Source organism: Arthrobacter sp. AD-310 (genome assembly GCF_054656615.1).
The window spans coordinates 149,142-162,734 of the sequence record NZ_BAAHNO010000010.1 but is presented as its reverse complement, the minus strand read 5'-3'; the positions used below and the strand labels follow the sequence as shown (position 1 = coordinate 162,734).

Annotated in this window: 13 protein-coding genes; 8 read left to right on the top strand and 5 right to left on the bottom strand. The window is 61.7% G+C overall.

Annotation, left to right across the window (positions count from 1 at the left end; translation table 11 throughout):
* Positions 1 to 367: 367 nt before the first annotated feature.
* The 5 genes from ACYQ1Z_RS07335 to dnaA form a co-directional block, all read right to left on the bottom strand.
* Complete coding sequence (locus ACYQ1Z_RS07335; RefSeq protein ID WP_459791832.1) at positions 368 to 928, bottom strand: DciA family protein; 561 nt, start codon at positions 926 to 928, stop codon at positions 368 to 370.
* Positions 912 to 2,123 carry a DNA replication/repair protein RecF gene (recF, locus tag ACYQ1Z_RS07330; RefSeq protein ID WP_459791831.1) on the bottom strand — a complete coding sequence of 404 codons (1,212 nt, stop codon included), beginning with the start codon at positions 2,121 to 2,123 and terminating at the stop codon, positions 912 to 914. The genes ACYQ1Z_RS07335 and recF overlap by 17 nt, the downstream gene beginning before the upstream one ends.
* 44 nt (positions 2,124 to 2,167) lie before the next feature.
* Positions 2,168 to 3,052, bottom strand: coding sequence for a phosphogluconate dehydrogenase (NAD(+)-dependent, decarboxylating) (gnd, locus tag ACYQ1Z_RS07325; RefSeq protein WP_459791830.1), 885 nt, complete (start codon positions 3,050 to 3,052; stop codon positions 2,168 to 2,170).
* 105 nt (positions 3,053 to 3,157) lie between these two features.
* Positions 3,158 to 4,282, bottom strand: a complete 1,125-nt coding sequence (gene dnaN, locus ACYQ1Z_RS07320) for a DNA polymerase III subunit beta (RefSeq protein WP_459791829.1) — start codon at positions 4,280 to 4,282, stop codon at positions 3,158 to 3,160.
* A gap of 527 nt (positions 4,283 to 4,809) precedes the next feature.
* A complete protein-coding gene (dnaA, locus tag ACYQ1Z_RS07315; protein ID WP_459791828.1) occupies positions 4,810 to 6,231 on the bottom strand; it encodes a chromosomal replication initiator protein DnaA in 1,422 nt (473 codons plus the stop codon).
* Positions 6,232 to 6,703: 472 nt separating this feature from the next.
* On the opposite strand from dnaA, the gene rpmH reads away from it, so the two are divergent.
* From rpmH to ACYQ1Z_RS07275, 8 genes are all read left to right on the top strand, one after another.
* On the top strand, positions 6,704 to 6,841 hold the full coding sequence (gene rpmH / locus ACYQ1Z_RS07310; RefSeq protein ID WP_003800212.1) for a 50S ribosomal protein L34: 138 nt from the start codon (positions 6,704 to 6,706) through the stop codon (positions 6,839 to 6,841).
* Positions 6,842 to 6,880: 39 nt separating this feature from the next.
* Positions 6,881 to 7,288, top strand: a complete 408-nt coding sequence (gene rnpA, locus ACYQ1Z_RS07305; protein WP_459791827.1) for a ribonuclease P protein component — start codon at positions 6,881 to 6,883, stop codon at positions 7,286 to 7,288.
* On the top strand, positions 7,281 to 7,673 hold the full coding sequence (gene yidD / locus ACYQ1Z_RS07300) for a membrane protein insertion efficiency factor YidD (protein ID WP_459791826.1): 393 nt from the start codon (positions 7,281 to 7,283) through the stop codon (positions 7,671 to 7,673). The genes rnpA and yidD overlap by 8 nt, the downstream gene beginning before the upstream one ends.
* Positions 7,674 to 7,688: 15 nt before the next feature.
* A complete protein-coding gene (gene yidC / locus ACYQ1Z_RS07295) occupies positions 7,689 to 8,660 on the top strand; it encodes a membrane protein insertase YidC (RefSeq protein ID WP_459791825.1) in 972 nt (323 codons plus the stop codon).
* Positions 8,660 to 9,226, top strand: coding sequence for a Jag family protein (locus ACYQ1Z_RS07290; protein WP_459791824.1), 567 nt, complete (start codon positions 8,660 to 8,662; stop codon positions 9,224 to 9,226). Before yidC ends, ACYQ1Z_RS07290 begins: the two co-directional genes overlap by 1 nt.
* A gap of 20 nt (positions 9,227 to 9,246) precedes the next feature.
* The gene (gene rsmG, locus ACYQ1Z_RS07285; protein WP_459791823.1) at positions 9,247 to 9,897 is read left to right on the top strand and encodes a 16S rRNA (guanine(527)-N(7))-methyltransferase RsmG; all 651 of its coding nucleotides are present in this window, start codon (positions 9,247 to 9,249) and stop codon (positions 9,895 to 9,897) included.
* 90 nt (positions 9,898 to 9,987) lie between these two features.
* Complete coding sequence (locus tag ACYQ1Z_RS07280; protein WP_459791822.1) at positions 9,988 to 11,055, top strand: ParA family protein; 1,068 nt, start codon at positions 9,988 to 9,990, stop codon at positions 11,053 to 11,055.
* Between the two features lie 63 nt (positions 11,056 to 11,118).
* Positions 11,119 to 12,423 carry a ParB/RepB/Spo0J family partition protein gene (locus tag ACYQ1Z_RS07275; protein ID WP_459791821.1) on the top strand — a complete coding sequence of 435 codons (1,305 nt, stop codon included), beginning with the start codon at positions 11,119 to 11,121 and terminating at the stop codon, positions 12,421 to 12,423.
* The last annotated feature ends 1,170 nt before the right edge of the window (positions 12,424 to 13,593 follow it).

Sequence of the window (13,593 nt, the reverse complement as noted above, 5' to 3'; positions counted from 1 at the left end):
TCTGTTCTCGATGATGGCCGGCCGGTTCCCCACCTGATTCACATCAGGAAAGGCACCTGCCAACAGGCACAAACTTATGGCGCGGGTGCTTGCTGACGGTGGGGATCCGATCCCCGCGTGCTGGAAGCGCACGGAGAACGGACTCAGTCAACGTGTCACCCGCGCCCAGTTATCTACAACGATTCTACCGCGAAACAGGCCATAACCCCGCATTCCGGGGGTGTGGACGGGGAGCGATATGGCTGTACCCGGCCGCTGACCGCACCTAGGGCGCCCGAGCGGGACTGCCCCCGGGGGCCTATACGCTTCCCGGTCCTTCCAGGGCTCTACACGCCGTTTGAAGCATTTTCAAGAGTGCCGCCGGAGGCTAGCCGTAGGTGTCCCGCGGCCCGCGGCCGTTAACGGACCGGCCGCCCTTGCGCCAGCTCGGCGCCGAAGGGCCCAACACGTGGATGCTGGTGACCACGCCATCACCAAGCTCGACCCGGAATTTCTCCAGGAGGCTGGTGCTAAGCAACCGGAGCTGGGTGGCCCACGCGGTGGAATCGCAGCGGACGTGGAGCGTTGTATCGGTGAAGCTTTCCGGTGTGCAGTGGGCCGAGATTTCAGGTCCCACCAGGGCAGGCCATTCCGCCATGACCGAGCCAACCGCGACCGGGGAAGTCCAGCCGCGTTCGGCCACCAGTCGCCCTACCACTTTGCCAAGGCCCAGCGGGTCGCGTCCCGTGGAGTGGAACTGGCTGAACCCCCGGGTGTCCCGGATGCCGCCCTTGGTTTTCTGCGAACCCGGTTTCACGGCTTTCCTGCGGACCTCACCGCGCGCGGCGGCGGCCTCCCGCATCCTGTTCAGTGCCGCCTGCGGTGCATCGATATGGTCGGGCTCGCGGCCGGGCTGCAGCCCGCCGGCTTTGTCATTGTCCCTGCTCATCAATACCTCCCGGGATGACCTTCACCCGTCGGCCGGACAGCTCTTCCGGAATATCGGCGTCGACGGCGGCGGTCACCAGGACCTGTTCCGCGCCGGAGACTATTGCGGCCAGTTTACGCCGGCGCTGCACGTCCAGCTCGGCAAAAACGTCGTCGAGTATCAGGATGGGGGCCGAACCGCCGGTGCGGGCATCGTCCAGCATGACGTAGTAGGAGGCGAGCCGGAGGGACAGGCACATGGACCAGGTTTCCCCGTGCGAGGCGTAGCCCTTGGCCGGAGCCTGCCCCAGCATGAGCTCGAGTTCGTCCCGGTGCGGGCCAACCAGGGAGATGCCCCGTTCCAGTTCCTTCTTGCGGGAGTCGGCGAACGCCCGGACGTAACGCCCGGTGAGTTGTTCCACGGTGAGCGTGCGCAGGTCCTCAACGTCGACGGCGGCTCCCGGAGTCCCGGTGGGCGGGGCACCCGCCAGCGGTGCGCCGTCGTCGTCCATCTGGTTCTGGAGGGTGGAGCGATACGTGGCGTCAGCGGCTTTGGATCCGTCGGTCAGCTCCGCGTAGGCCCGCGCCAGGTGCGGCCGCAGCCGTTCCACAAGTTCCAGCCGGGCATGCAGCAGTTCCGCTCCCGCCCTCGCCATGTGCTGGTCCCAGACATCGAGGGTTGCCTCGTGGCCGGACGTGAACTTACCGCCGCGGGCCGACTTGAGCAGGGCGTTGCGCTGTTTCAGCACCCGGTCGTAGTCACTGCGCGTGGCGGCATGGTGCGGCACGAGGCTGGCCAGCAGCTCGTCCAGGAAACGGCGCCGGTTGGACGGGTCACCCTTGACGAGGGCAAGGTCTTCCGGTGCGAAGAGGACCGTCTGGCAGATGCCCAGCAGGTCCCTCGCCCGGACCGGATTGCTGCGGTTGATGCGGCCGCGGTTGGCCCGGCCAGCATTGATTTCCAGCTCCAGGATTGTGGTCTGGCCGTTGCGGACCAGCCTTGCACGGACCAGCGCCCGCTCGGTCCCGAACCGCAGGAGCGGCCCGTCGGAACTGACCCGGTGCGAACTCAGGGTGGCCAGGTAGCCGATGGCCTCCATGAGGTTTGTTTTGCCGATGCCGTTGTAGCCCACCAGCACGGTCACGCCCGGGCCGAGGGCAAGGTCAACCTGGGCGTAGCTGCGGAAGTCGGTCAGGGAAAGGTGTTCCAGATACACGCGGGTTTCGACAATTCTGGGGGCCGGGCGGTCCCCGGTGGCGGCTACTTGGCGGGGCGGGTTGCGTGGCCACCGAACTGGTGGCGGAGGGCCGAGACCATCTTCATGGCCGGTGAACTGTCCTCACGGGATTCGAACCGTGCGAAGAGCGCGGCGGTGATCGCTGGAGCCGGAATCGCGTTGGCGATGGCTTCCTCCACCGTCCAGCGTCCTTCGCCGGAATCCTCGACATAATCGTCGATGTTCTGGAGTCCGGGGTCTTCCTCCAGCGCTTTGACCAGGAGGTCGAGCAGCCAGGAACGGACCACCGTGCCCTTTTGCCATGCACGGAAGGTGCCGGGCAGATCACTGATGATGTCCTTGGAAGCGAGCAGCTGATAGCCCTCGGCGTAGGCCTGCATCAGGCCGTACTCGATGCCGTTGTGGACCATCTTTGCGTAGTGGCCGGCTCCGACTCCACCCACGTGCACGAAACTGTCCGCGCGTTCGCCTTCAGGACGCAGGGCATCAAAGACCGGCAGCGCACGTTCAATGTCCGCGGCATCACCGCCGGCCATGAGGCCGTAGCCGTTCTGGAGTCCCCACACACCACCGGACACGCCGCAGTCCGCGAAGCGGATGCCCTTGGCGTTGAGCAGTTCGCCGTGCCGCTGGTCTTCGGTGAAACGCGAGTTTCCGCCGTCGATCACCAGGTCCCCCTGCTCCAGCTTGTCCGCGAGTTCGGTAATCACCGCATCCGTGACGGCGCCGGCCGGAACCATCACCCAGATGAGCCGCGGAGCTGGAACAGCTGCGATCAGCTCGTCGACGGAGGCCACGTCGGTCACGTCCGGGTTCCGGTCGTATCCGGTCACCTCGAGGCCGCCGTTGCGCAGCCGTTCGCGCATGTTGAATCCCATTTTGCCAAGGCCGATCAGTCCAATGTGCACGTGAGTCTCTTTTCTGCGCGGGCTTGCGAGTCCGAGTGGCGGTAGTTGGGGCCCTATCGGCGAGGGGCCCGGCCTGAGCTTGCGAAGGCTGGGAGCCGATGGGGACTAGTTGGGGAGGCGGACGGGCATCACCAGGTAGCGGTAGTCATCCTGGTCCTCGCCGTCGGCGTCAGCCTGGGCGGTGATCATGGCCGGTTTGGGTGCAGAGGTGAACGAAAACCGGACAAACTTGGTTTCGATCACGCTCAGTCCCTCCACCAGGTAGTGCGGGTTGAAGGCGACCGTGATGTCATCTCCGGACAGCTGTGCTTCGAGTTCTTCCGAGGCCTGCGCGTCCTCACCGGTGCCGGCGTCGAGGTTCAGCAGGCCATCGGTGAATGCAAGCCGCACCGGGGTGTTGCGCTCGGCAACGAGCGATACACGGCGGACAGCCTCCACAAGTTCCTGGGTCTGCACCGTGGCGTGGATGGGGGTGGATTCGGGGAAGAGCGAGCGGATCTTCGGGTAATCGCCGTCCACCAGCAACGATGTGGTGGTGCGGCCGCCGCTTTCGAAGCCGATCAGGCGGCTGTCGTCATCGGACAGGGCGAGGTTGATGTCACCGCTGTTGCCCAGGGTTTTGGCAACCTCGTTGAGGGTTTTGGCTTTGACCAGCGCGCTGGTGGAGATGCCTGGTGTTACAGGCTTCCACGGCATTTCACGCATGGCCAGACGGTAACGGTCAGTGGCCAGGAGGGTGATCAGGTCGTCCTCGATTTCCATCCGCACACCAGTGAGGATGGGAAGCGTGTCGTCCTTGCTCGCAGCGATGATCACCTGGGAGACCGCCTGGGCGAAAGCATCGCCGGGCACTGTGCCGCTGATGGCGGGCAGGGCAGGCAGCGGCGGGTACTCCGCTTCAGGCATGGTGGCGAGGTGGAAGCTGCTTCGGCGGCAGGTGAGCGTGACCTTGTTGCCGTCGGTTTCGACGTCGACGGGAGCCGAAGGGAGGCTGCGGCAGATGTCCGCGAGCAGCCGTCCGGAGACCAGGATGGTGCCTTCGTCGCGGATGTCGGCGGCAATTTCCAGGCGCGCGGACGTTTCGTAGTCAAAGCTCGAAAGGCTGACGGTTCCCGCTTCGGCTTTCAGCAGCAGGCCCGAGAGGACAGGAACGGGCGGCCGCGGAGACAAGGACCGGGCTGTCCAGGTGACGGCTTCTGCCAGGACGTCCCGATCGACTCTGAACTTCACGGAAGGGTGCCGCCTTTCATTGCTGCTGCGATATGTGCCTCGGAAAATCCCTGTGGCGGGACTCCCAAAAAGTTGTGCCACCCCCGGAAGGTGCATGGTCTGCTGAGAAGCCAACCAGGCGAAGGACCCGGGGATGGGAGCGCTGCTGACAGCTTAGCCGGAACATCCGGGATTAACCCATCCCCCGGCCCCGCCCCTCCATGCCGGGGCCGCCAGGCCCCTCCCGGACCGGTGGACACACAGGTCTTGTTGTTTGAGGAACTTCAATTTTTTGGGATTAGTAGTGTTAATAACTGCTGTGGAAACTGTGGATAACCCTCAAGTGCCGCAGAATCCGGCGGTTAAGCCCTGTTCATGGGCTGTGGGCGGAGCTGGTTTTAAACAGGGTGTGGATGGGGACAAAAAATTTCCAGATTTTTCCAATCCACAGACGGCTTAAGGGTTTTAAGCCCATTAACCGCGCTTGTCCCCTTAACTGTCCACAGGCTTATCCACATGCATCTGTTAATAAGGTATAGGTGCGGGGATCAGGAGTCGCGCTGCTGCTGCTTGATGCGGTTGGTCAGTTCGGTCACCTGGTTGTAGATCACACGGCGCTCAGCCATCAGCTCGCGGATTTTCCGGTCTGCATGGATGACGGTGGTGTGGTCGCGGCCGCCCAGCTCCTGGCCGATCTTCGGCAGCGACATGTCCGTCAGCTCCCGGCACAGGTACATGGCGATCTGCCGCGCCGTCACCAGCGTGCGGGTCCGGGACTTGCTGCAAAGTTCTTCCATGCTGAGCTTGAAGTAGTCGGCCGTCTGCTGCAGGATCTGCGCGGAAGTGATTTCTTCGGCCCCGTCGTCCGTGATGAGGTCCTTGAGGACCATCTCAGCCAGTGCAACATCCACGGGCTGCCGGTTCAGGCTCGCGAATGCGGTAACGCGGATCAGGGCGCCTTCGAGTTCACGGATGTTGCTGGAGATCTTGGAAGCGATGTACTCGAGGGCATCGTCCGGAGCGGACAGGCCTTCGCTCAGTGCCTTCTTGCGGAGGATGGCGATACGGGTTTCCAGTTCGGGCGGCTGGATGTCCGTGAGCAGGCCCCACTCGAAGCGGGACTTCATCCGGTCCTCAAAACCTGCGAGCAGCTTCGGCGGCTGGTCGGAGGTAATGACCACCTGCTTGTTGTTGTTGTGCAGCGAGTTGAATGTGTGGAAGAACTCCTCGAGCGTCCGGTCCTTGCCGGCCAGGAACTGGATGTCATCAATGAGGAGGACGTCAACGTTGCGGTACGTGGTCTTGAAGCTGGCGCCTTCATCGTCGCGGATGGAGTTGATGAAGTCGTTGGTGAATTCTTCCGAGTTGACGTAGCGCACGCGGATGCCGCTGTAGAGGCGGCGGGCATAGTGGCCGATCGCGTGCAGCAGGTGCGTTTTGCCAAGACCGGAGTCTCCGTAGATGAACAGCGGGTTGTACGCCTTGGCGGGGGCTTCGGCCACAGCGACGGCGGCGGCGTGGGCAAAGCGGTTTGAGGAACCAATGACGAATGTGTCGAAAACGTATTTCGGGTTCAGCCGGCCGAATTCATGGGAGGTGCTCGGCAGCATGGGCTGCGGCTTCTGTTCCGCTGACTGGTCCGCCACAAAGGACGGCTCGACGGCGGGTTCGGGCTCTTCGTGGATGGGCACCAGGTCGGTGTCGACGTCGATGGCGCACCTGATGTCCTCGGAAAAGACGTTGTGCAGCGCGTCGTCAAGGGCGTCCTTGACCTGGGTCTGGAGAACCTCGCGGGTAAGTTCGTTGGGAACCGCCACCAGGAGAGTTGAACCGATCAGGCCCTGGGCTTGGGCCAGGATGACAAAGCCACGCTGCCGCGGTGAAACGCGGTGGTCCTGTTCGAGCAGGCTGACAACGCGCCGCCAGGAACTTCCGACAGTATTGGCGTGGTTGGCTTCGTCTACTGTCATCAATGGGTTCCCTCAAAACTTGCTTTGCCTGCAAATACCTGCAGCCCCGAGTCCGGGAACCAGGACGCTGGTCCCGTTCATCCACAGGGTTATGCACAGTCCGTGGATAATCGGCTACTGAGCCACTCTAGGGGATGAAAAGCCTAGAAGATAGCTGGCAGGATGCTTGTGGATAATTACACCGTTGTGGTTCCAAAACCGGCCTTGTGAGCCACTTCATCCACAGGTTCCACAGGCCGGTTAGGAACAGCTGGGGATAGCCGGGCGGTGCCTGATCCGGTTTGACTCGGGCGCCGGAATTGCCCTAACGTTGTGAAGTCCTTTGTGTCCGCTTTTTGGTCCCATCTGAACTTCCCAGGCGCAGCGCGCCTGGCCAGACCGGGGAAAGCTGGCATATACAAAACTTAGCGTCGGCCAGTTCTTCCCCATACTGATCGGGTGGGCGCACCTTTGATCCACTGGAGTAACTAACGTGAGCAAGCGGACTTTTCAGCCGAATAACCGCCGTCGGGCCAAGAAGCACGGCTTCCGCCTTCGTATGCGCACCCGTGCCGGCCGCGCCATCCTGGCCGCCCGCCGTGGCAAGGGCCGCACCGAACTGTCGGCTTAATACCTGACTTGTCGGTAGACATCCCTTTGCGAGTTTAAGGTGCTGGCCGCCCGCAACCGCTTGAGGACTGCAACCGATTTTTCAACAACCGTACGTTCCGGTGTCCGCAATGGACGCCGGAACGTAGTGTTATATGCGGCAGCCATTGCTGCCGATGAACCCAGTCGGATCGGGTTCATCGTTTCCAAGAGTGTAGGGAACGCTGTGGTGAGGAACCTCGTTAAGCGGAGACTGAGGGAAGCAGGAGCTGCGTCGCTGCGCGAACACGGCACCGGCTTTGCCATAGTGGTCCGGGCGCTTCCGGCGTCCGCGTCTGCCAGCTGGGATCAGCTGCTGAATGACTACAACGCCGCACTGGAATCGACGCTGGCCCGGCTTGCCGGCCGCCCCCGCACGGGTGCCGCCAACGGTCCGGTTGTTACAACACAGGAGGGGACACGTGCGTAACGCCACCGCCGTCGTCGTCCGTATCCGTCCTGTTGCCGCCGCCGTCGGAATGTTCCTGTGGAACCTGCCGCGGAACGTCCTCATTGTTTTGCTCAAGGCCTACCGCAAGGTGGTCTCCCCCCTGTACGGGCAGGTCTGCCGCTTTTTCCCTTCATGCTCGGCCTACGCCCTTGAAGCGGTCACAGTCCATGGCGCCGTCAAGGGAAGCTGGCTCGCAGTCCGGCGCCTTGTCCGCTGCCACCCATGGAACGCCGGCGGTGTGGACCACGTCCCCGCCGGAAACCGGGAATGGCCGGAGAGCCGGACCCCCACAATTGTTGTGCTGAACAACCCGGACAAATACCTGGCTGCTCGGTCTGATGGAGAAGGCCGCAGTGCGGCCTGACGAATAGGGAAAAGTATGGACTTCTTCGAAACAATCATGTTTCCGTTCAAATGGCTTGTGTCCATCATCATGGTGGGCTTCCATGAGGGCCTGACTGCCATTGGCCTGCCCGAAGCCTCGGGCTGGACATGGACGCTGTCCATCATCGGACTGGTGCTGGTCATCCGTGCCGCCCTGATTCCCGTGTTCGTCAAGCAAATCAAGGCCCAGCGCGGCATGCAGCTGCTGCAGCCGGACCTGAAGAAGCTCCAGGACAAGTACAAGGGCAAGACGGACCAGCTGTCCCGTCAGGCGATGGCCCAGGAACAGATGGCCATGTACAAGAAGCATGGCACCAACCCGTTCTCCGCCTGCCTGCCCATGCTGATTCAGATGCCGTTCTTCTTCGCGCTGTTCACGGTGCTTTCAGGCATCTCCGGGGCGCGTGACAAGGGCCAGGGCATCGGTGCGATGAGCCACGATCAGGTTGTCCAGTTCGATGATTCCACCATCTTCGGGGCACCCCTGAACGCAACGCTGCTTCACGGCGGCGGCGGCGAGAACCAGATCACTGTCGCAGTGCTTTCCATCCTGATGATCCTGGCGATGACCGCCTCGCAGTTCATCACGCAAAAGCAGATCATGGCCAAGAACATGTCCGAAGAGGCCATGGCCAGCCCGTTCATGCGCCAGCAGAAAATGATGCTCTACATCCTGCCGATCGTGTTCGGCGTGGGCGGCATCAACTTCCCCATCGGTGTCCTGATTTACTGGACCACCACCAACCTGTGGACCATGGGCCAGCAGTTCTTCGTTATCCGCCGTATGCCGACACCGGGGTCCCCCGCAGCAAAGGCCCTCGCCGAACGCCGTGCTGCCAAGGGCCTTCCCGCCCTGCCGATCCTCAGCGGCAAGAAGGACGATGCAGCTGCCGCCGCTGCCGCTGCCGTAGCCGAACCCAAGGGCCAGCGTGTCCAGCCACAGCGTAAGAACAGGAAGAAGAAGTAATGTCAGCCGAGAGCACCGAACACGCCCTTTCTGAAGACATGATCCAAGACCAGGACCAGTCAGCGGCTGATGAGGCTGCTTCCCCCAAGGTTTCCGCTGTCAGCCGGCTTGAGGAAGAAGGCGACATCGCTGCCGACTACCTTGAAGAGTTGCTGGACATCGCCGACATCGACGGTGACATCGACATTGAGGTCCGGAACGGCCGCACCTACATTTCCATCGTTGCAGACGAGGAATCAGAAGGTCTCGACAGCCTTGTGGGCGAGGACGGCGAAGTCCTTGAAGCCCTCCAGGAACTGACGCGGCTCGCGGTGCTGTCCGCCACGGAGAACCGGTCCCGACTGGTTCTCGACATCAACGGCTACCGGCAGGAGCGCACTGGGCACCTGCAGAAGATCGCCGAGGATGCAGCCGCTACGGTCAAGGAAACCGGGCAGTCTGTTGCGCTCGAACCGATGAGCGCCTACGAACGCAAGATCGTGCACGACGCTGTTGCTGACCTGGGGCTCGTCAGCGAGTCCGAAGGTGAAGGCAACGGACGCCACATCGTTGTGTCCGCAGACTAGGGATCGCTGGTCCGCTGACAATGGTTGATATCACTCCAGCCGAACTCCTGGCCGCCGAAAAGATTTTCGGAGACCGCCTCGATCTGGCTAAGCGTTACGTTGAGCATCTTGCCACTTCGGGAACGGAACGGGGCCTCATTGGTCCGCGGGAAATTCCCAGGCTCTGGAGCCGGCACGTCTTGAACTGCGCCGTCATCGAAAGCGAAATCCCGCATGGCAGCCATGTTGCCGATGTTGGAAGCGGTGCCGGCCTGCCCGGGCTTTGCCTGGCCATCGCGCGTCCGGATCTTGAACTCACCCTCATCGAGCCCCTCGAACGGCGTGTCATCTGGCTTCAGGAAGTCGTTGACGATCTTGGCCTCGAGAACGTCACTGTGATGCGGACCCGCGCGGAGCTCGCCGTCGGCCACGTGGACGCCGATGTGGTTACTGCGCGGGCAGTATCTGCGCTCAGCAACCTGGCCGGAATGACAATTCCGCTCCTTAATGGGCGCGGCGAAGTAGTGGCCATCAAGGGCCGCAGTGCCGCCGAAGAGATAGAGAAGGCCGCCAAAGCCATCCGGAAACTCGGCGGCGTGGAGACATCAGTGCGCACAGTGGGCGAGAACCTTCTCGAAGAGCCCACCACCATAGTCCGCATCATCGTCAACAAGTCCCAAAAGAAGTCCTAGTCCTGGCCCGGTGGCGGCTGTCCGCCGGGCCAAGCAGTTAGGCTAGTCAACGGCAGCAAATATTGGCTGAACGAGAGTGAGTGTGCCCCAGTGACCAGTAGTGAAGCCTCCGCACAACGGATCCCGCCGTTCGTGTCATTGGGGTCGGCACGTTCTGTCGCGGGACCGGGCATGGCTCCTGGCAGGGGCGGGAATCACCCCCAATCGGTAGCGAACACAGCTTCTTCGGCGGTCGTTTCACGTGAAACAACCTCATCTGGTCGATCAAACATCATCGATGCCATTGATGATTCAAGCCCTATCGCGCGCGAGCTCGCTCATGAAACGCGGCGCCGTGAACGACTGATGGGCCGGAAACTCCCGCGCCCCGACAAAACCAGGGTCTTCACGGTGTCGAACCAGAAAGGCGGCGTGGGCAAGACCACCACCACCGTCAATATCGCCGCAGCGCTTGCTGCTGCAGGGCTGAATGTGCTGGTCATTGACATCGACCCGCAAGGCAATGCGTCCACAGCCCTCGGCATCGAACACCACGCCGACGTGGACAGCATCTACGACGTCCTCATCAACGACGTTGCCCTGGCCGACGTGGTGGCACAGTGCCCCGACATCGAAAAGCTCATTTGCGCTCCCGCCACTATCCATCTTGCCGGGGCCGAGATTGAGCTCGTGTCACTTGTGGCACGTGAGCAGCGGCTTCGGCGCGCCATTGATGTGTACGCCAAGACCCGTGAAAAGAATGGCGAAGAGCGGCTCGACTACATCTTCATCGACTGCCCGCCCAGCCTCGGGCTGCTGACAGTGAATGCGTTCTGTGCTGCCAATGAGGTCCTGATCCCGATCCAGTGCGAGTACTATGCGCTTGAAGGACTCAGCCAGCTGTTGAAGAACATTGAGATGATCCAGAAACATCTCAACGACGAGCTGGAAGTTTCCACCATCCTGCTCACCATGTACGACGGACGGACCAACCTTGCGGCCCAGGTTGCCGCCGAGGTGCGGACGCACTTTCCGCAGCAGGTCCTCTCGGCCGTGGTTCCCAGGTCTGTCAGGATTTCTGAGGCGCCCAGCTACCAGCAGACCGTCATGACGTACGACCCATCCTCCAGTGGTGCCCTGTCCTACCTGGAAGCCGCTGCTGAAATAGCAGAACGCTAAAATCTTCAAACTGCAACCACCGGAGCTGGCATTGCCTGTTTCTACCACTGGAGGGATTGACCCATGAGCGAGAAGCGACGGGGCCTAGGCCGCGGTCTTGGCGCGCTGATTCCAAGTTCCGCCGCATCCAACGGGCAGGGCAACGGCGCGGCCGTTTCCCGTCCCGTAGATCTCTTCTTTCCTGAGGGACGGAAAAAGTCCGAACCGTCGGATGACAGTGCAACCGGCACGGCTCAGTCTGTGGCGGAAAAGCTGACTGCGCCCCGGACCCCTGCCAAATCGCCCAGGGTCAAGGACAATGCGGCCACTGGACCTGGCTCCAACAAGCCTTCTGGTTCCGCTGCGGGAAAGAAGGCTGACCAGGTATCCCCCGCGGCGGGCTCCAAGAGCCGTCCTGTACAAGACGCGCCGGCCGTAGAGCCGGAAGCCGCCTCATCGACGACTGCTGATGCTGAGGTGTTGGCCCCGGTTCCTGGAGCCGGGGATTCCGCCGCGGCAGAGCCTGTTGACGCTTTTTCCGGCACTAATGTCGATGTAGAGCTGGTCGACGTCCCTGGCGTCAAGTTTGCTGAGATTCCAGTCTCGGACATTCACCCCAACCGCAAGCAGCCGAGATCGGTCTTTGATGAAGACGACATGGCCGAGCTTGTGCACTCTGTTCGGGAAATCGGTGTCCTCCAGCCAATTGTTGTTCGTAAATCAACCGAAGACGGTGGAGAGCCGTTCGAGCTGGTTATGGGCGAACGCCGCTGGCGGGCGGTACAGGCCGCAGGACTTGAAACCATACCGGCAATCGTCCGGGACACCACCGATGATGACCTCCTGCGCGATGCTTTGCTGGAGAACCTGCACCGCAGCCAGCTTAACCCCCTGGAAGAGGCAGCGGCCTACCAGCAGCTCCTCGAGGACTTCGGGACCACCCATGAGCAGCTCGCGGACCGCATCGGACGCTCGCGTCCCCAGGTATCCAACACTCTGCGCCTGCTCAAGCTCCCGCCGTTGGTCCAGCGGCGCGTAGCGGCCGGCGTGCTCTCGGCAGGGCATGCCCGGGCCCTGTTGTCCCTCCCCGACGCTGCGGCCATGGAACGGCTGGCCCAGAAGATCGTGGCTGAGGGTATGTCCGTGCGTGCCACTGAAGAAGCCGTGGCCCTCCACCAGGACCCGGCCAAGCCGGCCAAGAACAACATCCCGCGTCCGGGAGCCCGTCATGAACGGCTGGATTACCTCGCATCGTCCTTGTCTGACCGCTTGGACACCAACGTGAAAATCTCGCTAGGCGTGCGCAAAGGTAAAGTCAGTATCGAGTTTGCCAGCGTGGAAGATCTCAACCGCATCATGGACGTCCTGGCTCCAGGGTCGGCGAATTAGTTGAATTGCTGGAGGGCCCGATTCCTTAGGGATCGGGCCCTTTTTTCACCCTGGAAGGGGTCGTCCACTAATCCTGCATGCAAACCCAATCTGGGGTGCTATCGCGGGCACGCCGTACCCGCATCGTCCCAAGATAGTCTTGTGGACGGACACTCCTTTTATTGCATCCTGCATTTGCTCCCATGCTCCTTCTCGGGAGGCGCCAGTGAAAAGTGCCAGTTCCCATAAGGATTTGTGCTTTCCCCCGAAGCGCGGCGATTCAAGCCTTCACTCATGGAGGTGCGCTGCATAGAGTGCCGTCTGCCCCGTGCTATTCATTTGGCCTGCTCGAGATCGGCATGCTGGTACTGAACTCCGTAGCGAAACCAAGATTGCCGGACACGATGTAGCCGATGGTTCGAAGCTGGTCGTCGTGGTGTTTCACGTGAAACGGCCGCCCAAAGGACGTCAGCAACGCTTTCGCGCAGCAATGGAAGGTAGGAAAGTCACCGCTTGCTGGCCTACGCTGGCACAACCACCTGCTTGGCGTTACCACAGGCGTGGAAGGCGTGCTCACGGTACTTGCGATGGGGTACCACGGGTCTTCACGGTGTTGCTCACTCTACGGCACAATGACCGTACTAGTGCGAAATCCCAGAACCATATGCGGACGACCCTACTGAAGTTCTAACGCGGTCCGGTGTGAGGGGTGCGAAATCCGCTGCGAAGGAAATTGAGCTGCATGATAGCAAGGTAGCGATTCGAGCTGAGATAGATAGCTCTTTGTTCGCGCTTACCGGTCGGCCGATGGAGTCCCGGTCCATGGACTGCAACACGGTAGTTTCAGCGTCGTCGGCACCGCTAAACCTAGATGCGCGGTCGGCCGTTTCACGTGAAACGGATCGCGATAGGACCTAACCAGGAGGATAAAGAGATAGGAAAGACGAAGGCTCGAAGCAGAATAATGCGGACTGGTTCGATCTCAGCGGAACCCCGCGAGTAGTCTGGTAGTCAGATTGGACGACGGTGGACATTGCCGTGCTCACCACCAGCTCTGAGTTGCTGAAACGAGCAGGAGGTCCAGCAATGCCGTCCTTGTATCGGGCGTTTCACGTGAAACCTCGTTGCGGGCAAGAAACGAACTGTGAGGAAGGAACGGGCGGTCGTCATGTGGCGCGCCGTTGTACCTAT